Annotated in this window: 21 protein-coding genes and 2 pseudogenes; 12 read left to right on the top strand and 11 right to left on the bottom strand. The window is 62.5% G+C overall.

The genetic code is table 11. The annotated features are described in order from the left end of the window. Nucleotides 1-50 precede the first annotated feature (50 nt). The 5 genes from JQ611_RS23100 to JQ611_RS23080 all read left to right on the top strand — a co-directional run bounded on the left by JQ611_RS23100 (nt 51) and on the right by JQ611_RS23080 (nt 6,686). On the top strand, nt 51-1,922 hold the full coding sequence (locus JQ611_RS23100) for an AMP-binding protein (protein WP_212466687.1): 1,872 nt from the start codon (nt 51-53) through the stop codon (nt 1,920-1,922). A 160-nt stretch (nt 1,923-2,082) separates the two neighbouring features. Next, a complete protein-coding gene (locus JQ611_RS23095) occupies nt 2,083-3,210 on the top strand; it encodes an acyl-CoA dehydrogenase family protein (RefSeq protein ID WP_212466686.1) in 1,128 nt (375 codons plus the stop codon). Between the two features lie 151 nt (nt 3,211-3,361). Beyond that, nucleotides 3,362-4,609 (top strand): acyl-CoA dehydrogenase, encoded by a 1,248-nt coding sequence (locus JQ611_RS23090; protein WP_212275905.1) that lies wholly within the window; start codon nt 3,362-3,364, stop codon nt 4,607-4,609. A gap of 116 nt (nt 4,610-4,725) precedes the next feature. After that, nucleotides 4,726-5,970: an acyl-CoA dehydrogenase gene (locus JQ611_RS23085; protein WP_212269738.1), complete on the top strand. Its 1,245-nt coding sequence runs from the start codon at nt 4,726-4,728 to the stop codon at nt 5,968-5,970. Between the two features lie 2 nt (nt 5,971-5,972). Continuing rightward, entirely contained in the window at nt 5,973-6,686 is a 714-nt protein-coding gene (locus tag JQ611_RS23080) for a nitroreductase (protein WP_212466685.1), read from the top strand. Between the two features lie 107 nt (nt 6,687-6,793). Here the strand turns inward: JQ611_RS23080 and JQ611_RS23075 are convergent, their stop codons facing one another. The 3 genes and pseudogenes from JQ611_RS23075 to JQ611_RS23065 form a co-directional block, all read right to left on the bottom strand. Further along, entirely contained in the window at nt 6,794-7,039 is a 246-nt protein-coding gene (locus JQ611_RS23075) for a hypothetical protein (RefSeq protein WP_211999365.1), read from the bottom strand. Nucleotides 7,040-7,358: 319 nt separating this feature from the next. Next, a complete protein-coding gene (locus JQ611_RS23070) occupies nt 7,359-8,144 on the bottom strand; it encodes an enoyl-CoA hydratase/isomerase family protein (protein WP_212269741.1) in 786 nt (261 codons plus the stop codon). Between the two features lie 21 nt (nt 8,145-8,165). Then, a pseudogene (locus tag JQ611_RS23065) lies at nt 8,166-8,333 on the bottom strand (cyclic nucleotide-binding protein); the annotation flags it as partial. Nucleotides 8,334-8,563: 230 nt separating this feature from the next. Here JQ611_RS23065 and JQ611_RS23060 point away from each other — a divergent pair. Together JQ611_RS23060 and JQ611_RS23055 are read left to right on the top strand one after the other, a co-directional pair. After that, nucleotides 8,564-9,232 (top strand): Crp/Fnr family transcriptional regulator, encoded by a 669-nt coding sequence (locus JQ611_RS23060; protein WP_212466684.1) that lies wholly within the window; start codon nt 8,564-8,566, stop codon nt 9,230-9,232. A 35-nt stretch (nt 9,233-9,267) separates the two neighbouring features. Next, nucleotides 9,268-10,134, top strand: a complete 867-nt coding sequence (locus JQ611_RS23055) for a DUF6537 domain-containing protein (RefSeq protein WP_212466704.1) — start codon at nt 9,268-9,270, stop codon at nt 10,132-10,134. 84 nt (nt 10,135-10,218) lie between these two features. Here JQ611_RS23055 and JQ611_RS23050 read toward each other — a convergent pair whose 3' ends face one another. Continuing rightward, nucleotides 10,219-11,622 carry a TAXI family TRAP transporter solute-binding subunit gene (locus JQ611_RS23050; protein WP_212269743.1) on the bottom strand — a complete coding sequence of 468 codons (1,404 nt, stop codon included), beginning with the start codon at nt 11,620-11,622 and terminating at the stop codon, nt 10,219-10,221. A gap of 412 nt (nt 11,623-12,034) precedes the next feature. Here JQ611_RS23050 and JQ611_RS23045 point away from each other — a divergent pair, with 412 nt between their 5' ends. Continuing rightward, the gene (locus JQ611_RS23045; RefSeq protein ID WP_212269744.1) at nt 12,035-12,388 is read left to right on the top strand and encodes a DUF3307 domain-containing protein; all 354 of its coding nucleotides are present in this window, start codon (nt 12,035-12,037) and stop codon (nt 12,386-12,388) included. 248 nt (nt 12,389-12,636) lie between these two features. Beyond that, nucleotides 12,637-13,041 (top strand): hypothetical protein, encoded by a 405-nt coding sequence (locus JQ611_RS23040; protein ID WP_212466683.1) that lies wholly within the window; start codon nt 12,637-12,639, stop codon nt 13,039-13,041. Between the two features lie 76 nt (nt 13,042-13,117). On the opposite strand, the gene JQ611_RS23035 is transcribed toward JQ611_RS23040, so the two are convergent. Together JQ611_RS23035 and JQ611_RS23030 are read right to left on the bottom strand one after the other, a co-directional pair. Next, nucleotides 13,118-13,438, bottom strand: a complete 321-nt coding sequence (locus JQ611_RS23035; RefSeq protein ID WP_212466682.1) for a YkgJ family cysteine cluster protein — start codon at nt 13,436-13,438, stop codon at nt 13,118-13,120. A 165-nt stretch (nt 13,439-13,603) separates the two neighbouring features. Further along, a complete protein-coding gene (locus JQ611_RS23030) occupies nt 13,604-14,302 on the bottom strand; it encodes a YafY family protein (protein WP_211999372.1) in 699 nt (232 codons plus the stop codon). Between the two features lie 114 nt (nt 14,303-14,416). On the opposite strand from JQ611_RS23030, the gene JQ611_RS23025 reads away from it, so the two are divergent. Both JQ611_RS23025 and JQ611_RS23020 read left to right on the top strand, forming a co-directional pair. Then, nucleotides 14,417-14,665: a hypothetical protein gene (locus JQ611_RS23025; RefSeq protein ID WP_212466681.1), complete on the top strand. Its 249-nt coding sequence runs from the start codon at nt 14,417-14,419 to the stop codon at nt 14,663-14,665. Nucleotides 14,666-14,732: 67 nt separating this feature from the next. Further along, nucleotides 14,733-15,464 carry a glutathione S-transferase family protein gene (locus JQ611_RS23020; RefSeq protein ID WP_212466680.1) on the top strand — a complete coding sequence of 244 codons (732 nt, stop codon included), beginning with the start codon at nt 14,733-14,735 and terminating at the stop codon, nt 15,462-15,464. 87 nt (nt 15,465-15,551) lie between these two features. On the opposite strand, the gene JQ611_RS23015 is transcribed toward JQ611_RS23020, so the two are convergent. The 5 genes and pseudogenes from JQ611_RS23015 to JQ611_RS23000 form a co-directional block, all read right to left on the bottom strand. Further along, on the bottom strand, nt 15,552-16,772 hold the full coding sequence (locus JQ611_RS23015) for an ABC transporter substrate-binding protein (RefSeq protein WP_212466679.1): 1,221 nt from the start codon (nt 16,770-16,772) through the stop codon (nt 15,552-15,554). A gap of 299 nt (nt 16,773-17,071) precedes the next feature. Next, the gene (locus JQ611_RS23010; RefSeq protein ID WP_212466678.1) at nt 17,072-17,401 is read right to left on the bottom strand and encodes a hypothetical protein; all 330 of its coding nucleotides are present in this window, start codon (nt 17,399-17,401) and stop codon (nt 17,072-17,074) included. 212 nt (nt 17,402-17,613) lie between these two features. Then, a complete protein-coding gene (locus tag JQ611_RS43055; RefSeq protein WP_409411293.1) occupies nt 17,614-18,114 on the bottom strand; it encodes a dienelactone hydrolase family protein in 501 nt (166 codons plus the stop codon). After that, nucleotides 18,015-18,392: pseudogene (locus JQ611_RS43050) on the bottom strand (dienelactone hydrolase family protein); the annotation flags it as partial. The pseudogene JQ611_RS43050 and the gene JQ611_RS43055, both read right to left, overlap by 100 nt. A 202-nt stretch (nt 18,393-18,594) precedes the next feature. Then, nucleotides 18,595-19,224, bottom strand: a complete 630-nt coding sequence (locus JQ611_RS23000) for a pyridoxamine 5'-phosphate oxidase family protein (RefSeq protein WP_212390122.1) — start codon at nt 19,222-19,224, stop codon at nt 18,595-18,597. A gap of 126 nt (nt 19,225-19,350) precedes the next feature. Here JQ611_RS23000 and JQ611_RS22995 point away from each other — a divergent pair, with 126 nt between their 5' ends. Then, complete coding sequence (locus JQ611_RS22995; RefSeq protein ID WP_212415687.1) at nt 19,351-20,244, top strand: LysR family transcriptional regulator; 894 nt, start codon at nt 19,351-19,353, stop codon at nt 20,242-20,244. Nucleotides 20,245-20,349 lie beyond the last annotated feature (105 nt).

Below are 20,349 nucleotides of genomic sequence, written 5' to 3'. Positions count from 1 at the left end.
AAGACAAGAACGAAGGATCCGAAAAAGGACCGAATTCCGGGAGACGCAATATGAGTGGGAACGCAGCCGAGGTGCTGACCAAGCCCGGCTTTCGCAAGATCGAATGGCTGAAGCGCGACATCGATGTCGCGCGGCGGCCGGACGGCGTCATCGTGCTGAAGTCGCGCATTCCGCTGCAGTCTTACGAGAAGCATATTCCGGCCTCGCTGGCGAAATGGGCAAAGCAAGCGCCCGATCGCATCTGGCTGGCGCAGCGCGGCGGCGCGGACCGGCAATGGCGAAAGGTTTCCTACGGTGAAGCCAGGCGCACCGTCGACGGGCTGACGCAGGGCCTGCTCAACCTCGGCGTCGCAGATGGTCGCCCGGTCACGATCTTGTCCGGCAATTCCATCGAGCACGCGCTGATGACGCAGGCCGCGATGCAGGCGCGCCTGCCGGCGGCGCCGGTGTCACCGGCCTATTCGCTGATGAGCCAGGATCATCTCAAGCTCAAATACCTCTTCAACCTGATCAAGCCTGCGGTCGTGATGGTGCAGGATGGCCCGACCTTCGAGAAGGCGCTGAAAGCGCTCGATCTCACCGGCGTCACCGTCGTGCATGTGCTGCGGCCCTGCGAAGGCATCAAGAGCGTGTCGTTTGCCGACCTCGCCGCGACGCCGGTGACGAAGGCCGTTGACGAGTCGATCGCAAAGATCACGCCGGACACCGTCGGCAAGCTGCTGTTCACCTCGGGCTCGACCGGCATGCCCAAGGCCGTCATCAACACCCAGGAGATGATGTGCGCCAATGCGGCGATGATGATGCAGGTGCGGCCGCGCGATCCGAACGGGCCGATCGCGACCATGCTGGACTGGATGCCGTGGAACCACACCATGGGCGGCAACGCGGCATTCCATCCCATCCTGGTCGATGGCGGCACGCTCTATATCGACGACGGGCGGCCGATGCCGGGCCTGTTCGAGGAGACCCTTCGCAATCTCCACGAGGTGTCGCCGACCTATTACGCCAACGTGCCAGCGGGGTATGCCGCGCTGGCGGCGGCGATGGAGAAGGACGATGCGCTGTGTCGTAGTTTCTTCAAGAATCTGACCGTCATGGCCTATGGCGGCGCGCGATTGCCTGACGATCTCTATGACCGCATGCAGGTGCTGGCAGTGAAAACCACCGGCGAGCGCATCGTGTTCTATACCGGCTGGGGCTCGACCGAGACCGCGCCGACCTCCACCGGCACCTATTGGGACACCGAACGCGTCGGCCTGATCGGGCTGCCGTTCCCCGGCGTCGAATTGAAGATGGTGCCGTGCGGATCGAAGTACGAACTGCGGCTGCGCGGCATCAACGTCACGCCGGGCTATTTCGGCCAACCCGATCTCACGAAGAAGATGTTCGACGAGGAAGGCTTCTACTGTATCGGTGATGCCGGCGTGTTCGTTGACGACAACGACCCGCTGCAGGGCATCATCTTCGCCGGCCGCGTGGTCGAGGACTTCAAGCTCACCACCGGCACTTTTGTGCACGTCGGCTCGCTGCGCACCGATGCCATCGCCGCCGCGACGCCCGCGGTGCATGACGCGCTGGTCGCGGGGCAGGACCGGGAATTCATTGGTCTTCTGGCATGGCCCAATCTGCACGCCTGCCGGCAACTCGTCGGCAATCCCGACGCGTCGTTTGAAGACGTGGTCAGGCATCCCGAAATTATCGCCTGCCTGAAGCGCGGGCTGGAAGCGCACAACGCCTCCTGCACCGGCAGCAGCATGCGGATCGCCCGCGCCATGCTGATGGCGGAGCCGCCCTCCATCGACGGCAACGAACTCACCGACAAAGGCTACATCAACCAGCGCGCAGGCCTCGAACGCCGCGCCGCGCTGGTGGAGCAGCTTTACGCCGACAATCCGGGAGAGGACGTGATTGTACTGAAATGAAAGCGAAACTCTCTCCACTCGTCATTCCGGGATGCGCCGTTAGGCGCAGGCCCGGAATCCATTGGGCCGCGCGTTCCTTGGCGCGATGGATTCCGGGCTCGCGCTTCGCGCGCCCCGGAATGACGGCAAATAAGATGACCGTAAGAAAAGGTAACACGCCATGAATTTCGATTTCTCCGACGAACAAAAGCAGATGCGCGATGCGGCGAGGAAGTTCCTTGCCGAGAAGTGCCCGCCGAAAGCGGTGCGTGAGGTGCTGGACGGCAAGACGACCTACGACAAGGCCTTGTGGAAGGGCCTCGCCGAGATGGGCTTTCTCGGCGTCGCGATCCCCGAAGAGTTCGGCGGCGCTGGTGCTGGTCATCTCGAGCTTTGCGTGATCGCCGAGGAAATGGGCCGTGCGCTGGCGCCGGTGCCGTTCTCATCGACGGTGTATCTTGCCGCCGAAGCACTGCTGCTCGCGGGCAGCGACGCGCAGAAGCAGAAATGGCTGCCGAAGATCGCCTCCGGAGAAGCGATCGGCACGCTGGCGCTGTTCGAGGGCAAGGGCAATCCATCGCCGCAGGCGATCAAGTTGCCGGCCTCCGGCGGTACGCTGAGCGGCGTCAAGAAGCCGGTGCCGGACGGCGCCATTGCGGACTTCGCCGTCGTTGCCGCGCGCACGGGATCGACCGGCCGCGATGCCGATATCTCGCTGTTCCTGGTCGACCTCAAGGCCGGCGGCGTCGAGGTCAGGTCTCTGACCAACATCGATCCGACCCACGGCCAGGCCGAACTGACCTTCAAGAACTGCAAGGCCGAGCCGCTCGGCGCCGCCGGTGAAGGCTGGGGCATTCTCACGCAAGTGCTCGACCGCGCGGCTGTCCTGATGGCGTTCGAGCAGGTCGGCGGTTCCGACCGCGCGCTGGAGATGGGCCGCGACTACGCGCTCGACCGTATCGCCTTCGGCCGGCCGATCGGCTCGTTCCAGGCGGTGAAGCACATCCTTGCCGACATGTATGTCTCGGCGACCTTGGCGCGCTCGAATTGCTATTACGGCGCCTGGGCGCTCTCGACCAACGCCTCGGAACTGCCGGAAGCCGCCGCCGCCGCGCGCATCAGCGCGACACAGGCGTTCCAGCATTGCTCCAAGAACAACATCCAGGTCCATGGCGGCATGGGTTTCACCTGGGAGTTCGACTGCCACATGTACTACCGCCGCGCCAACGCGACTGCAGTGACGCTCGGCAGTCTCTCCTATTGGGAAGATCAGCTGATCGACCGCATGCGCAAGAAGAACGCGGCTTGAATAGCCATGGTGTCGTCCCCGCGAAGGCGGGGACCCATACGCCGGGAACTATCGATGAGAAGATGCCGCCAGACGCCAGTGCCACATCGGGCATCGGTGGCTATGGGTCCCGGCCTTCGCCGGGACGACGATGGATTTGAAGGATGATTCGATGAACTTCGATGATACCCCGCAGGAGGCCGCGTTCCGCGCCGAGGCGAAGGCCTGGATCGGGGCCAATGCGCCGAAGCAGTACGAGGAAGAGCTGCGCAAATCCTCGCTCGGCCGCACCGTGCTCAAGGGCGCCAACATCCTCGAGGTCGCAAAGGCCTGGCAGAAGAAGAAAGCCGATGCCGGCTGGGCCTGCCTGCATTGGCCAAAGGAGTATGGCGGCCGTGGCTCGTCGCCGATCGAGCGCGTGATCTGGCAACAGGAGGAAGGCCCGTTCGGAAAACTCTCAGGCATGTTCATCATCGGCCACGGCATGTGCGGGCCGACCATGATGGCGTTCGCGGGCGAGGAGGAGAAGCGAAAGTACCTGCCGCCGCTGGCCTCGGGCGAAAAGGTCTGGTGCCAGTTGTTCTCCGAGCCCGCCGGCGGCTCCGATGTCGCCGGGCTTCGCACGCGCGCCGAGAAAAAGGGCGACGACTGGATCATCAACGGCCAGAAGATCTGGACCTCGGGCGCGCATTATTCGGATTACGGCATCCTGCTGACGCGCACCGATCCCAATGTGGCAAAACACAAGGGCCTCACCATGTTCTTCCTGGACATGAAGAGCCCAGGCGTCGAGGTGCGACCGATCAAGCAGGCCAGCGGCCAATCCGATTTCAATGAGGTCTACTTCACCGATGTGAAGATCCCGGATTCGCAACGGCTTGGCGCCGTCAATGACGGCTGGAACGTCTCGCTGACGACGCTGATGAACGAGCGCATGTCGATCGGCGCCGGCGTTTCCACCGGCTTTCCGGAGCTGTTCGATTTCTGCAACAGCCTGATGCTGGACGATGGTCCTGCGATCGAGGACCGCAACGTGCGTTCCAGGCTGGCGAACTATGCGGTCAAGGCGAGTGGGCTCAAATACACCAGCATGCGCGCGATCTCGGCGCTGTCGAAGGGCGATCGCCCGGGACCCGAAAATTCGATCGGCAAGCTGGTGGCCGGCTCGATGGTGCAGGAAGTCGCGATGTACGCGCTCGATCTGCAAGGCGCTGCCGGCGCGCTGAGCGGGCCCGAGGATGCGGAGGTGGCCGGAAAATTCCAGGCCATGCTGCTGCGTGCGCCGGGCACCCGCGTCGAAGGCGGCACCGACGAGATCATGCGCAACATCATTGCCGAACGCGTGCTTGGCCTGCCCGGTGACATCAGGGTCGACAAGGACGTGCCGTTCAACAAGATTCCGACCAAGGGACGCGCGTAACAAGAACCGTAGGGTGGGTTAGCGAAGCGTAACCCACCAACACCAAGCACCGACGCCAGAGAATTGGTGGGTTACGCCTTCGGCTAACCCACCCTACGCAGAAAAAGAGGTCCGCCATGAACTTCGACGATACCCCGCAGGAAGCCGAATTCCGTAGCCTCGCCCGCAAATGGATGGAAGCCAACGCGCCGAAAAAATACGAGGCGGAGCTTTCGAAATCCTCGCTCGGCCGCATCCGGCTGGAGAAGGAAGAGATCGTCGATGTCGGCAAGGCCTGGCAGAAGAAGAAGGCCGAAGGCGGCTGGGCCTGTCTGCACTGGCCGAAGGAATATGGCGGCCGCGGCGCCACGCCGATCGAGAAGGTGATCTGGCAGCAGGAAGAAGGTGTCTACGGCAAGCTGACGCAGCCGTTTCAGATCGGCGAGGGCATGTGCGGCCCGACCGTGATGGCGTTCGGCAGCGAGGAGCACAAGCGGCATTATCTGCCGAAGCTTGCGTCCGGCGAACATATCTGGTGCCAGCTGTTTTCGGAGCCGGCCGGTGGTTCCGACGTCGCGGGCCTGCGTACCCGTGCCGAGAAGCAGGGCGACGACTGGATCATCAACGGCCAGAAGATCTGGACCTCGGGCGCGCATTATTCGGATTACGGCCTGCTGATCACCCGCACCGATCCCAACGTGCCCAAGCACAAGGGCCTGACGATGTTCTTCCTCGACATGAAGAGCAAGGGCGTCGAGGTGCGCCCCATCAAGCAGGCCAACGGCATGCAGGAGTTCAACGAGGTCTATTTCACCGACGTGGTGATCCCGGATCATCAACGCCTCGGCGCGGTCGGCGACGGCTGGAACGTCTCGCTCACCACGCTGATGAACGAGCGCATGTCGATCGGCTCGCGGCTGGCGACCGGTTTTCCTGAAATGTTCGAGTTCTGCTCGAACCTGATGACCGATGACGGGCTCGCGATCGACGATCCAGCTGTCCGTTCCAAACTTGCGAGTTGGGCGGTGAAGGCCAGCGGACTGAAATACACCAGCTACCGCGCGATCTCGTCGCTGTCGAAGGGCGAGCGACCGGGACCGGAGAATTCCATCGGCAAGCTGGTGTCGGGCACGATGCTGCAGGACATCGCGACCTACGCGATGGACCTGGAGGGTGCAGCCGGTGCGTTGGCCGGGGCGGATGAAGAAGCCGCAAGCGGCCAGTTCCAGCAGATGCTGCTCTCTTCGCCGTCGATGCGTATTGCCGGCGGTACCGACGAAATCCTGCGCAACATCATCGCCGAGCGCGTGCTCGGCCTGCCCGGCGATATCCGTGTCGACAAGGACGTGCCGTTCAACAAGATCCCGACCAAAGGGCGATGACCATGGATGCAAAAGCGCCGAAGGCGCGCTACGCGGCCGAAGACCGCATCGGTGTGCTCGAGGAATTGCTCGGCGAACGCTACTCGGTGCGCGCCTTCCTGCCGCGCGAGGTGCCGCGCGAGACCATCGAGCATATTCTCACCGTGTCGCAGCGCACCGCGTCATGGTGCAACAGCCAGCCATGGCAGGTCTTGATTGCGAGCGGCGAGGCCAAGGAGCGGTTTCGCAAGGCGATCTATGCCGAGGCTTCCTCGGGCGGCAAGGACGACCATGATTTCACGCCGCCGCGCGAATATCTCGGCGTCTATCTCGAGCGCCGGCGCGAGAGCGGATTCCAGCTCTACAACACGCTCGGCATCGCCAGAGGCGACAAGATGGCTTATGCCAAACAGGCGCTGGAGAATTACAACTTCTTCGGCGCGCCGCATGTGGCTGTCATTCACACCGACGAGCCGCTCGGCGCTTACGGCGCGGTCGATTGCGGCGCCTATGTCGGCAATTTCATGCTGGCGGCGCAGGCGCTCGGTCTCGGCACCATTCCGCAGGCCGCCCTGGCGCGGCATTCCGGGCTGATCCGCCGGCACTTCAACCTCGCCGACGACCGCCGCGTGGTCTGCGGCATTTCGTTCGGCTTTGCCGACAATGCGCACAAGGTCAACAGCTACCGGACCTCGCGCGCAAGCGTGGCCGATACCGTGACCTTCTTCGACGAATAGCGCTATCGCGGCAAACGCGTGAGCGTTTGCGCGGAAACAGAGTGCACAGGAAAAGCCCCGATCGCCAATGGCGGCCGGGGCTTTTCGCTATCTAAATTCAGACGAGATCAGTAGGCGCAGACATTGACGGTGCGCAGGCGCAGACCGCGACGGGTTTCGACCCACTGCTGCCGGAGGCAGTCGTTGTAGCCATAGCCGGTGTTGAGGTAGACGCCACCGAAGCCGATGCCGATACCATGGCCCCAATAGCCGTGGTGGTGGTGATGATGGAAAGGGCCGGCGGCGGCGGGCGCAGCAGCGGCGAGGGTGAGGGCGGTGGCGGCGATCAGTCCGAGGGTAACCTTGCGAAGCATTGTATTCTCCAATTTGAAAGGCGCGGGGGCCGTTGTTTCGTCCCTGCACCTCTGTCGGCGCGACTTGAATATTCGTTCACGCCGGTTCCGGAGAATCGTGTTTCAGGAATGTTTCGTGGGGGCGGGGGGGACGACACCTTTTCTTCCCTTCTCCCCTTGTGGGAGAAGGTGCCTTCGCGCAGCGAAGGCGGATGAGGGGTTGCCTCCGCGGATAGAGACCCCTCATCCGGCGCCATAGCCGATGCAAAGCATCGGCGTTCTAAGAACGGCGGCCGAAGGCCGCCTATGCCACCTTCTCCCACAAGGGGAGAAGGCAGAATCAGAATCTTGGCGCCCTCTTTTCCGCGAAGGCCTTGATGCCTTCCTTGATCTCGTCGCCGCGCATGCTCTCGCGGTGGCGCTGGTTCGCGGCGGCCTCGTCGAGCTTGCCACGGGCGAATTCGTTAATGGCGCGTTTCATGCCGCGCATCGCGACAGGCGCGTTACCGGCGAGGATGTTCGCAAGCTTGCCTACTTCCTCGTCGAGCATCGCAATCGGCACCATCGCGGTGAGATAGCCGATCCGCAGCATCTCGGGCGCCGAGATCTTCTGCGCCGTCAGAAACAACTTCTTGGCGTTGTCGACGCCAAGCCGCGTCACGTAACGCTCGATGCCGCTCTTGTAATAATGCAGGCCGAGCCGCGCCGCCGGCATGAACATTTCAGCCGTATCGACGCCGATGCGGAAATCGCAGGCCAGCGCCAGATCGGTCGAGCCGCCATAGACGCCGCCATTGAGCCGGCAGATCGTCGGCACCCCAAGATCTTCCAGGCGGTTGACCACCACCTCGAACGCCGAGCCCGCGCTCTGCTCTTCCCTGGCGCTGGTGGCGCGGTCGGCGACCGAATTGAGATCGTAGCCGGCCGAGAAGGCGCGGCCGGTGCCGGTCAGCACCAGCACCCGGATGTCAGGATCGGCCTCGATCCGGTCGAACAGTTTCACGAGTTCGCCGAGATCCTCGCTCTGCAGCCGGTTCAAATGTTTCGGCCGGTTGAGGCGGATGGTGGCGCGCGCGCCGCTGATGTCGAGTACCGGCGAGCTCGCCGCCGCGGCTGAACTGGGCATATCGTTCTCCATTCTTGTTATTTACTTGTTCTCTTTGTTTTCTTGCGCGCGCCGTTTGGCCTCGGCGTCGATGGTCTGGGCGAGGTCAGGATGCCGTGCCATCAGCAGGCGAAAATCGACGAGGTCAAGCACCAAGAGCTTCGACAGCCGCGTGGTGGTGACATCGGCGGAACGCAGATTGTTGCGCAAAGTGCCCGCCGCAGGGAAGGCCGTCAACGACGGCCGGCAAACCGCGATACCGCGTCGAATTGCCCGCCGGCGAGGCTGCGCGGCAAGCCCGGCGGGGGGATGAATTTTCTCGAATCCCGACAAATCGTCGTTTTTTCCCCGTATATGAAAAATAGCCTGCGGCCATTACGATAGTGGCACTGCGACACAATCGCGAAAAAATTCACTCCGTTAAAATTGGTTGGCTTCCAATGGATCCGTCTCATCTGGCACAACACGCCGGCACGGCCGGCACGCTCTTCGCGTCGATCTTCGTGGTTGCCACCGCCACGATGCGGACCATGATCCCTTTGCGGGTGTTCGGCATTCTCGCCAATATCGTCCTGTTCCTGACCGCCATCCCATCCCGTAATTATCTGGTCATGGTAGTTCAGGTGGCGATGCTGCTGGTCAATTCCTATCGGCTGCACCAGATGCTGCAGCTCGTGCGCGACGTGAAAAAATCGGTCAACAGCGACCTGTCGATGGAGTGGCTGAAGCCGTTCATGACCGAGCGCGATTGCGTGGCCGGGGAAATGCTGTTCTACAAGGACGAGAAGGCCGAAGACATGCTCTACATCGTCAGCGGCAAGTTCAAACTGGTCGAGTCCGGTATCGTCTTGCCGGTCGGCGCCATCGTCGGCGAGCTTGGCATGCTGTCGCCGTCGAACATGCGCACCCAGTCGCTGGAATGCATCGAGGCCGGCCTCGTGCTGAGCGTCAGCTACAGCAAGGTCGAGGAACTCTACGTTCAAAACCCGGCGTTCGGCTTTTACTTCCTTCGCCTCGCCAGCGCCCGGTTGTTTCAGAACCTCGAGACGCTGCAGCACCAGCTGGCCCAGCAAACGGCGGCATCTGCCGCCGGGCCGAAACCTGCGTAGAGGCCGGAGCTAAGGGAGTGTCAGACCGCGGTTTCATGTCGTCGTTGCGTTATCTGTTCGCCGATTTCATCGGTGAGGAGGACGACACCCCGCCATTCCTTCCCGAGAGCTTGCCAGAAGCGGTGACCGATGTCGCGAGCGATGCCATCCATCTGCTGATCGACTATCAGAGCACGAGTTATGCGCAGCTTTACGTCGACCGGCTGCGGCGGTTCGTCGGCCGCAATGGGGTCGATGATGCGATGCTGGTCGAGATCGCGCGGCTGATGGCGGTGCGCATGAGCTACGAGGATCCGATCCGGATAGCGCAGCTCAAGCTTGCCGAATTCAACGAGGGGTCCGGCGGGAACTACAATCCGGTCGTCGATATCAGGAAATTCCGGGTCGACGAACTGGTGAGCGCGCTCCCCGCCATTATCGCGGAATATCTGATCGATGCGCTTAACTGGGTGGGGTGGGCGCACAAGCGGATTTCCATTCGATTCAGCGCGGCAAGCCGTCTCGGCGTTCGCCGCCTCAAGATTGAAGCCGGGTTGAAGCGGTGGCGGCGCTATTCGGTGCGTTACGCCAAGGAGCGGCTGTGGGTCGAACGCTGGCTGCACATGATCAGCCGCAGCCTGGACAAACAGCCGGCCGCGGCTTCTGAAATCGTGCGGACCGCGACCATGATCGAGAGCTATGGCGACGTCTACCGTCAGGGCATGGCGGACTGGAACGCGATCATCGACGGCCTGGCCAAGCCGACCTTCGACGGTGTGCTGGCGCTATCAGATCTCGCCGGAGCGGTAGCGGAAGCGCGCGCAGCGGCGCTGCCCGATCCGCGGCAGGCCGCGCTCAAGCGCAAGATCGAGGAAATCAGGGCGCAGGTGCCGGCCAGCGGCTCGAGCGCCGCTGCGGGGTGATTTGCTTCACTTCTCCGCAAGCGGGAGAGGGAACGCAGCTTCATCGTGGATGCCATGCGATCTGATCTTGGCCCGGTAGCGTGATTACGCGCTTTGCGCGGTCTTCACGGCTACCACCTTGTCGTCCTGGGGCGGCGGGTGCCGTTTCAGATGATCGCGGCGCATGCCGATTTCGTCGCGCACGAATTCATAGCCGAGCTTGAACGTATCCAGCCCGTCGCTGGAGATGGTGCCGTCGCGCAGCCCTATCACCACGCGCCGAATAATGGCTTCAAGCTCGTCCTGCAGTTTGTCGAGCGCGTCGAGGGATTTGGCATCCGCCATCCGCTCGCCGATATCGAGAATGGCGGTGGCCAGCTGGCTGGCCTTTTCGGGCGCGATGCGTGTGACCTTGGTGTAGATGGTGGCGAACAGCGAGCCGATGATGCCGAGCGCCGCGAGGGCAACATACATCAGGTCACTGTAGCGCTCCACGAACGACTTGATCTCGTCGTTGATGTATTCGGTAGCCCCCGGATGCGCGACAATGAAGGCATCCTTGTCGGTCGCGGCCGGTTCGATCTTGGAGGCGAAGCCGCCGTCGAGCGCGAGTTCGGCCTTGTTCTCGTAGATGATGCGCGCGAGGTCGCTGACGGTTGTCGTCGACAGATTTGACTGCGCGACCAGCAGCCATTGCAGCCCGATGGTCTCGATATCTTCCTCGGGCAACGTCGGCGCCGCCGACAGCATGCCGGTCGTGACCGTTTCCTCCGAAAGGGCAGGATATTTCCGGGTGATCGCCTTCGCGGCGTCGATCGCGTTCAGCGTGAAGCCGCCGCGCCTGGCATGTTGCTCGTAACTCCTGTCCTTCACGACCTTCGAGGCATGGACGACCGCGACCACGGCGCCGAAGCCCGACGCGAACAGCTTGTCGAAGGTCGACCCCGGCGGGGCCAACTGGATTCGCGCCGCTGCTTCCGGCTGCTCGGAAAGTTCGAGCATATTCCGGATCAGCGTGACGCTGCTCTCGCGGTCGGCGACGACGGCGATCTTCTTTTTCTTCAGCTCGGTGACGGTCTTGATCTTTTTGCCGGCGGGACTGATCAGCAGCAGCAGGTCGTGTTCAAGGATCGCAACCGCGCGCGCCCGGGACGGGATTTTCGCGTCGGTGCGCAAAATCGCCAGGTTGGCTTCCTTGCGGTCGAACTGGGCGACCGCCTTGGCGTTGTCGGCGTTGGGCACGATCTTGAGGCGCAGCCGCGACGAATTGTTCTTCAGGACGGCGGCAAGCCGGGCCGCAAAACGCGCCTCGGGCCCATTGGCTTCGCCGACGGCAAAGACCAGCGTCTCCGAATTTCGCACCAAAGCCCGGCCGCCCCACATCGTTGCGGCGGTAAGAATCAGGGTCAGGATCGAGAACAGCACGATCTGGGAGCGGTTGCTTTTGACGACCGGCATACGGAGGCGCCGTGGCATACCGGGTTTTGGCGTGGGGGCTCCAGCACTCATGGCTATACCCGGTCGGAGGACATCCCGCCGCCAAATCTGCGTCGCAGGCCATCCAAATGAATTCGTAAATGCCTAGAAACGAACGACAATTTCCCTGTGCGGCAATGATATCCTGCCCCCGCCGGATTGCAAATCGCCCCCCCGCCGGTAACCTTACCCGCAAAAGCCGCGCGCCGATGCCGCAGTATCGCCGTTGGGCCACACCATTTTTTTTCCAACCACCCACAGGTGCATTCCGGTCCGGGAGGTGCCATAAATAACGGCAACGTTCACGTCCGGGTTCGAGAAGAAAATTCGCTGACAGCCTAGACCCCCGGTTTTATTGCCACCTCGTTAGTCCCAGCAAAGGGCGTCAGCTTTGTTGTTTCCTTCCATGTCGTCGTCGGTCCCGGTTGCTGCGCTGGTGGGATGGATGTTGCTTCTCACGGTGAAGCACATCATTGCCGACTTCATTTTTCAGACTTCCTGGATGGCGATCGGCAAGGACCAAAAGACCGGCTGGGCGATGCCGTTGCTGGCGCACTGCTCGGTGCATCTCGTGACATCGTTGCTGCTGATCATGGTGGTCGCGCCGCGGTTCTGGTTCGTCGCCTTTATCGACTTCGCCATCCACATCACGATCGATCGCGCCAAGGGGATCTGCGCATCGTCCTTCGGGGTGACGCTGGAGAATGAGCATCCCTGGTTCTGGACGCTGATCGGCGTCGATCAGGCGCTGCACCATCTCACCGGCTTCGGCCTGGCGATCTTCATGGCGGCGAACTGATCCGGCCTACGGACCGGAGTATTCCGGATAGGCACCAGCCTCCCTCACGCATAGCCTGCCCTGGTCTGCACGTGACCGTCGGCCAGCCCGTGGCGGCGGGGGTTTAGGCGCAATTCGCGCCAGGCGAATCACCGGCTGCGCCGGTCCGATTTGGTCGAAACTGGCAAGAGCACCGGAACACTACTGGTACGGGTGGTTAACCTTTCGTTAGAGTATTGCACTGCATCTTCCGCATAGGGAGAACCGCAATGTTTTCAAGCCGCGACGCCTTCGAGAACGATTTCTGCCCGGTCCGGGACGAGTTGCTCGGCGAGATGTACCGCGCCAACGCCAACGGCCTGCCGCTTCTGGTGGAGAGTGTCTCCTCCGAGACGCGCGCGATGCTGGCGCTGTTCTGCTACCGCCGCAGCCACCTGCACTCGCTGGCCCTCGCCATTGCCGCCAGCTGCACCGAGCGCGAGCTGATCTCGCTGGGCGGGCGCGTCGGCTCGACCCTCTACGCGCTGTCCCGCGAGCCGGCCGCGCGCTCCGCGCCCTCGTCGTCCTACGGCAACCGCAAGCCGATCACGCTTTCGACCAAGCCGCTCTCCACCTTCGCTCCGGTTGAAGACGAAATCGACGACGAAGACCTCGCCGAAGCGGTGCCGGCGTAAGCTCTTTCCATCCGTCGTCCCGGCGAAGTCAGATGCGCAATTGCGCATCTGACTGCGCCGGGACGACAGCAGTGAGCTACACCAGCGCCGCCAGCCCATGCCTCTTCCGCGCCATCGCGCATTCGGGATCGCCGGGCATGCAGGTCCGGCATACCTCGGGCCGCACCGCATAGATGGTGCACGCCGTCGCCTCGCCGACCTTGCCCGACAACGCCGAACAGCGGTCGCCGTCGCAGCGCATTCCCGACAGCCGGTCGTTGACGAACTTTTCCGGGATCAGGTCGAGGTCGGCATCGTCCTCGGTCGTGAAGCGCGGCCAGTTCTGCGAATAGCTGCAGCAGGCGCCGCAGGCCTGGCAGGGGCTTTCGCTGGCAATCGTTGATCCGGCTTCATCCATCGCTGCCGTTTAGCGCGGAATGATGCGCCCGACCAGTCGCGGCCGGAGCATGACGAGAAGATCGAACTGCGCCCGCGATGGAACTGCACTCCCTCTCCCGCACTTGCGGGGGAGGGCTGGGGTGGGGGTGCTGCCGCGATTCGTACGGTTCGTGTGGAGGTTGCTCTACGTATCCTTCGGGGCTTCCCAGACCAGGCTGCGCCGCCATTTCGCCCGCAGCAAATCGCGCCGCTCCGGATATTTTTCGTCGTGGTACACCGCGTCGACGACCCGGTCGGTGCGAAAGCTCCGAAAATCCTTCCGCAGCTCGCACCACGCCGCCATGATCCGCACCGCCTCGTGATAGCCGATCGCAATCGGCCAGATCGTGCGTTTGCTCTCGCGGCCATGTTCGTCGCGATAGTCCAGAGTGATCTTCTTGCCCTCGTGAATCTGGGCGCGTGTCCGCACCATGTCGATACGATCCGGTTCCCGGTTCCAGACCGACCGCGCGCGGCTTGCAGGTTCGAGAACGAAAGGCCGCAATCGTTCCGGGACCGTGTCGGCGATCTTCGCCATCAGGTCCTGCGCGGCGCGTGCCAGCACGGGATCGGCATGGCCTACGACCCATTGCGCGCCGAGCACGGCGGCTTCGATCTCGTCGGGCGTCAGCATCAACGGAGGCAGGTCGAATCCCTTCTCCAGGATGTAGCCCATGCCGGCCTCGCCGCGGATCGGCACGCGCTGTTCGATCAAGGTGGCGATGTCGCGATAGATGGTGCGTTTCGAGGTCTCGAGTTCGGCCGCGATCGCGTCCGCCGTCAGCGGCTTTCGCGTGCGCCGGAGCACCTGAATGATCTGGAACAGCCGGTCGGCGCGTCTCATGGCGAGTCTCTTTTCTTGGCTCTTTTCGTAAGCCCGCCTGGCTGATGCTGACAGCATGTTGGCAGCAGGGGGTCGGTATATCGGGACAACACCTCAACTGAAGGGAATTTGTCCATGACGATTTTCAGCGAATTTGGTCCCCTGGGAAGCCGCAGGCGTCTTACGAATACCCAGGCCTTCGCCCTGGAACAGCTGGTTTCCATCCACTGCGTCACGTCAGATCTGCGCTGGGCGATGGTCGAGCTGGCATGGCGTTCATTCACAGCAATGTGCGGCTTTGCGCAAGGGCGGTTGCTGTCGTGGGCCCGTGGGCGCCGTGCGCCGCGGGAAGAAGAAGGTCGCGGCCGGCATTGCTGCTGCTGACACCACGGTGGCAGCAGGGCGCCATTAGGCTTCCCCCACGTTCTTAAGGAAATCAGGAGTTTTTCGGATGATCACGCTTTATGGCTTCGGCACCGGCTTTGGCTTGCCGGAAATCAGCCCCTTTGTGACCAAGACCGAGGTCCAGCTGAAGATGGCTGGACTTGCGTATCGCAAGGAGAAGGCGATGCCGCCGGCCTCGCCCAAGGGGCAGCTGCCATACATCGTCGACGAGGCCGAGAGCATCGCCGATTCCACCTTCATCCGCGCCCATATCGAGGGCAAGTACGGCTTCGATTTCGACGCGCCGCTGTCGCTGCAGGCGCGGGCGCAAGCCTGGGCGTTCGAGCGGATGATTGAGCACCATGTCTATTGGGCGCTGGTCGGCGCCCGCTGGGTCGATACCGAGAATTTCGCCAAGGGACCGGCGCACTTCTTCGACGGCGCGCCGGATCACCTGCGTGAGAAGCTGCGCGAGGACGCGCAGTTCCGGGTGGCGGAGAACTACTTGCTGAGCGGTCTCGGCCGCCACGCTCCGGAAGAGGATGTCGACCTTGCGGTCCGCTCGCTGTTTGCGCTGTCGGTTCAGCTCGGCGACAAGCCCTATCTGTTTGGCGACACGCCTTGCGGCTCCGATGCCACCGCCTTCGGTGCGATTGCCGGCATCCTGACGCCGTACTTCGAATCGCCGCTGCGGCAGCAGACCGAGAAGTTCGGCAACCTGACCGCCTATGTCGACCGGATGATGCTGCGATATTATCCCGAATTCGGCTGGGCGCCGCTGCAGCAGGAGGCTGCGTAAGGATGAACTCTGAGATCGGCGACGGGCAGGTTTGCGCGTCGTCCGCTTCTCCGACGCAGATTGGTCTGTTGTTTCGCCAGCACGCAGCTATTTTTGGGCCCGGGAGAAAGCCGTTTCGAGCACGTCGCCGATCGGTTGCCAGCTACGGCCGTCGAATTGAACCAGTCGCAGGTGTTTGATCGGCCGGAAATCCCAACGTCCAGTGTTGATTTTGATTCCGGGTAGCAAGATCGAGCCCTGGTAGTCTTCGAGGGCCGCTGCCTGCTTCATGACGTTGTCGCGAGACAGGTCATCGCCGCATTGTCTGAGCACCTGGGCGAGTGTCTCGGCGGCCGCGTAGCCGAACATGGCGGCGCTGTCGTCGTTGCCTCCGGCCCGGTTGTATTTTTGAATGAAAGTCTGCCAGTCCTTGACGGCTTGTTCGTCCTTCCAGACCGGATCATTGGCATCCTTCAGGAAGGTAGCGGTGATGACTCCCAGGGCCTTTTCCGGGCCGGCAGGCTTTAGCACCGTCGCAATCGACGACGACATGTGGTTCAGCAGGAACACCGGGTGCCAGTTCAGTTCCGCCGCGCTTCGGATCACTTTCGTCAGGTCGGCAGGCGCGCCCGCAAATACAAAAATCTCGGCGCCTGATCGCTTCAGGACCGATACGTGAGTGCCCAGATGCTCGTCTGCGACATCGTAGGCGATGTCGACCTTGATCATCCGGGCGATGTCTCCGAGCCCGTCTTGCAGCCCCCTGAACAGTTCACGACCAAAATGATCGTTCTGCCAAAGCGCGACGATCCTTTTTCCGGGGTAGAACGCCTGGATGTAGTTGGCGTAGATGCGCCCCTCTTCTCGAATCGAGGGTTGCCAGCCCATTGTCCAGGGGAACAGGGTTGGATCGCTCAAATGATCGTCTCCGGAGGCGACAAAGAGTTGAGGAATTTGCCGCTCGTTCAGATATGTGCGGACGGCAAAATTCCCCGGAGTTCCGAAAGAACCGAACATCAGCAGGACATTCTCTGTCTCGATCAGGTCGCGTGTAAGTTCCAGGGCGGTCGACGGATTGGATTTGTCGTCACGGGAGATGAAGCGCACCTTGCGGCCGTTGATCCCGCCACGCTCGTTGATCATCTCAAAATACGCGGCTTCGGCCTTTCCGATCGCTCCGAACGCCTCCAAATTCCCGCTATAGGGCATAACGTTCCCTATGCGAATTTCAGTGTCGGTGACATCAGGCTCGCGCACCCGCTCGGTGATCGCGCCCAAAGACGCGAGCGCCACCACGATCGCAATCGGTGTTCGGATCCAGATCTGCATCGGATGAACTCAATTACAAAAAGAGTGCAGCCGGATTTCAAGGCAGATTGAAGGCGATCAACTTGATCTGGATCAAGGACCGGAAAGCGGCGCGTGGAGGCTTCGGCACCCTGGTTACAAATCAGGTTGCAAACCGTCAGAGGTGTCGTGGCGCGCACGCAGCCGCGCGATGTTTGGCGGGGGTAGACCGGAAGTCGCCGGCGTTCGATCAAACCGCCGCGAATGACGCGAAGCCAATTCTCCGCATCTCCGGCGTGCCGGGTAGGACCGGCACGCTCCAGCGGCCTGAGTGATCTCCGTCACATCGCGCGACTTTGAGCTTGGCTACGTTCCCGATCACAGCAGGCGGTACTCGCGCTGCACCAATCGGGAGAATGACTATGACGAAGATCAAGAAGCTCATTGTTTCGGCGATTGCAGTTCTCGCTCTGAGCACTGCCTCGCTGTCTATCAATAGCGCGGCGTTCGCTGGTGGGCACGGGCATGGTGGCCACGGCGGGCACGGTGGCCACGGCCATGGCGGCCATGGCCATCACGGCCATCACCACGGCCATCACCATCATGGCCACCATCATCATGGCCATCACCACCACGGCCACCACCATCACGGTCATCATCATCACGCCCATGGCTACGGCTGCTGGCGGGTGACCTCGTACGGTGTGATCAACGTTTGCTCGGTCTATTGATCGGCTGACGCGTAAGAACTCGCCCGTAGACGAAACGGGCGAGTTTTTCATTGTGGGTCCAGCCGAACTTGCTCTGACGTGGGCCCGTTAGCGCAACCATACGCGCATGGATGCTAGCTGGACGAGCCTCCGTTGCCGCTATCGGCATGCCCTCAGTTGAGATGGCGATCGAGAAACCGGTGCAGGCGCTGACTTGCATTGCCCGCTGCCTCGCCGTCGTATTCCAGCCAGTGACCAAACAGGGTCGTGCCGGGCTTCAGGTGCGGGTAATAGAATCCATGGTACGCGCCGGGATAGACAACGAGCTCGACTGGCGGTCCGTCGTTGCCCCAGCTGGCGATCTTACCGGAGCAGTCTGCCGCCGGCGTCCAATCGTCGAGGGCCCCAGTGAAAATGAGCGTGGGTATCCCCGGACGCGCCATGGCCTGTTGACACGGAGGATAGAACGCCGCCGCCGCCCGGACTGCAGAGTGCTTGGAGGGCCGAACAGTTCGAACGAATTGGGCTCCGCCACAGAGAGGGCAACCCGAGCGCCTGCCAAGAAGCCGACCGCAGCCACACGGCGCGGATCGACGAAGGTTTGCCCAGCCAGGAAGACGAGCGCCCCGTAAGCATCCGGCCTGCGCCTGACGAAGGTGGCAAACGCGCTTGATGTGCAGGCGTGATCGGTACCAAGACGCGTTGCATAGCTGTCGACGAGCAGGACGACATAGCCTCGAGCGACAAGTTCATCGGTCAATTTTTGCTTTGTCGTGTCGTGCATCCCGGCACAGCCGTGCAGTCCGACGACCGCGGGAAAAGGCCCTGCGCCATCGGGCTTGGCCAGATCGCCCTGGATGCGCTCGCCCGGAATGAGCGTGCCTGAAACGAGCCGCTGAGAGGCGCTTTCAAACTCTACGCGCTCCAGCGGTGTCGCCCATGCGTCAGCCATCAGCGCACCTACGCCGCTCCAGAGCATCAGCAATGCCGCGGCTCGGGAAGCGACTGTTCCAGGCAATGGCGTCTCCCCTTGAATGTTCGCCTGGTCGTCCAGCGGGTGCCGAAGCCTTCCGGTTTCCAGGTCCGGGCCGCTTCAGCCTGATACTACCGCGCCTGGCGGCCAAGCGGACATGATCGATTTATGAGTGCACCGCTCAGGTCCTCGATGCAGGCTGGCCCTTCAACGCGGCCAGTTCCGCCTCGAGCTCGGCGATGCGGGCGTCGCGAGAGGCCAAGGCCGTCGCAACGTCGCCCGCGTCGAATTTTTGCGGGATGTGCTGCGGACAATTGGTGTCCCATGCCGAGATCCGGAACAGGATGACTTGTTCGGGCCGCGCCTTATAGCCCTTCGGCATCAACGCCTGCGTCAGCGCCGGGTCGTCATCGACCACGCGCGCCTCGCCCCAGATCTTGACGCGCCTCCGGTGCGCATAGTCCATCACGAAGATATGCGCTTGCGGGTTCTCCGAGAGATTGCCTTGCGTGATGTATTGCCGGTTGCCGCTGTAATCGGCGAACGCGATCGTGTTCTTGTCGATGATTTTGACAAAGCCCTTCGGGCCGCCGCGATGCTGGATGTAGGGGTGGCCGGCGCCCGAGGCGGTGGCGAAATAGAAACTGTTGGTTTCGCCCAGGAAGCCCGCGAGGTTTTCATCGATCTCGGTGCGCCAGCCGCCGTTCTGTTCGACGCGGGCATAGGCGTCGCGCGATCCCTTGCGCGACTGCACCGCCTTCACCGCCGGGGTGAAGGCAACGTCGCTGGAATAGGTGTGAACGTCTGACATTGGAGTTGCTCCTGCCAAGTTCGATGGCGCCGGTGCGCCTCTGCTGGTCAATAAGATGCTATCTCCCGAATTTAAAACAATCATCCAGATTGACACGACACTATTGCAATATATGAAATAATGGGCATGGACCGTATCGAAGCCATGCAGGCCTTTGTCACCGTCGCCGATTTGCAGGGCTTTGCCCCTGCCGCGCGCAAGCTAGGGCTGTCGCCATCAGGCGTGACGCGGCTGATCGCGGCGCTGGAGGACCGTCTCGGCGCCCGGCTGCTGCAGCGGACCACCCGATCCCTGACGCTCACGGATACCGGCGCCCGCTACCTCGAGCGCGCCCGCCAGATCCTCAGTGATGTCGAGGAAGCCGAAAGCGCCGCCGAGGGCGAGCGCACCAGGCCGGGCGGCCGGCTGGCGGTATCCGCCCCGAACGGCTTTGGCCGGCTTCACGTCAGCCCTGTGATGACGGCCTATCTGAAACGCTATCCCGACGTCTCGGCCGAACTGCGGCTGTCGGACCGCATGATCAATCTGGTGGAAGAGGGCGTCGATCTGGCGGTGCGGATCGGCCATTTGCCGGACTCGACGCTGGTCGCGCGCCATGTCGGCGAGATGCGGCGGATCGTGGTGGCCTCGAAGGATTATCTCAAGCGGCGCGGGGAGCCCAAAACGCCGGAGGCGATCGCTACGCACGATACCATCCATTTCGGCGCCATGACCGCCGCACCGGACTGGCGCTTTGCCGCCGAAGGCCGTGAGATCCGCGTCTCAAGCACGCCGCGGTTTACCTCCAACAGCGCCGACGCCGCGATCCAGTACGCGGAAGCGGGCGGGGGCCTGACCCGGGTGCTGGCCTATCAGGCCGCCGATTCACTGAAAGCGGGAAGGCTCCGAATCGTGCTGGCGGAATTCGAGCAGCCGGCGCTGCCGATCCACATCGTCTATCCGACCTCGCGGCTGCTGTCGGCCAAGGTGCGGACATTCATTGATCTCGTGACTGAGACTGCGGATTGGCATTTTGGCTAGACAGAAATCTCGTGCCCCGGACGCAGCGCAGCGCGCTTGCGGTGCGCTGCAGAGCCGGGGCCCATCTCTGCGCGTGGGTCCCGGTTCTGCTGAGCGGCGTAAAGA

Origin of the sequence: Bradyrhizobium sp. AUGA SZCCT0182, assembly GCF_018130185.1 — a bacterium.
Taxonomy (GTDB): domain Bacteria; phylum Pseudomonadota; class Alphaproteobacteria; order Rhizobiales; family Xanthobacteraceae; genus Bradyrhizobium.
This window is presented reverse-complemented; position numbering and strand designations above follow the sequence as displayed.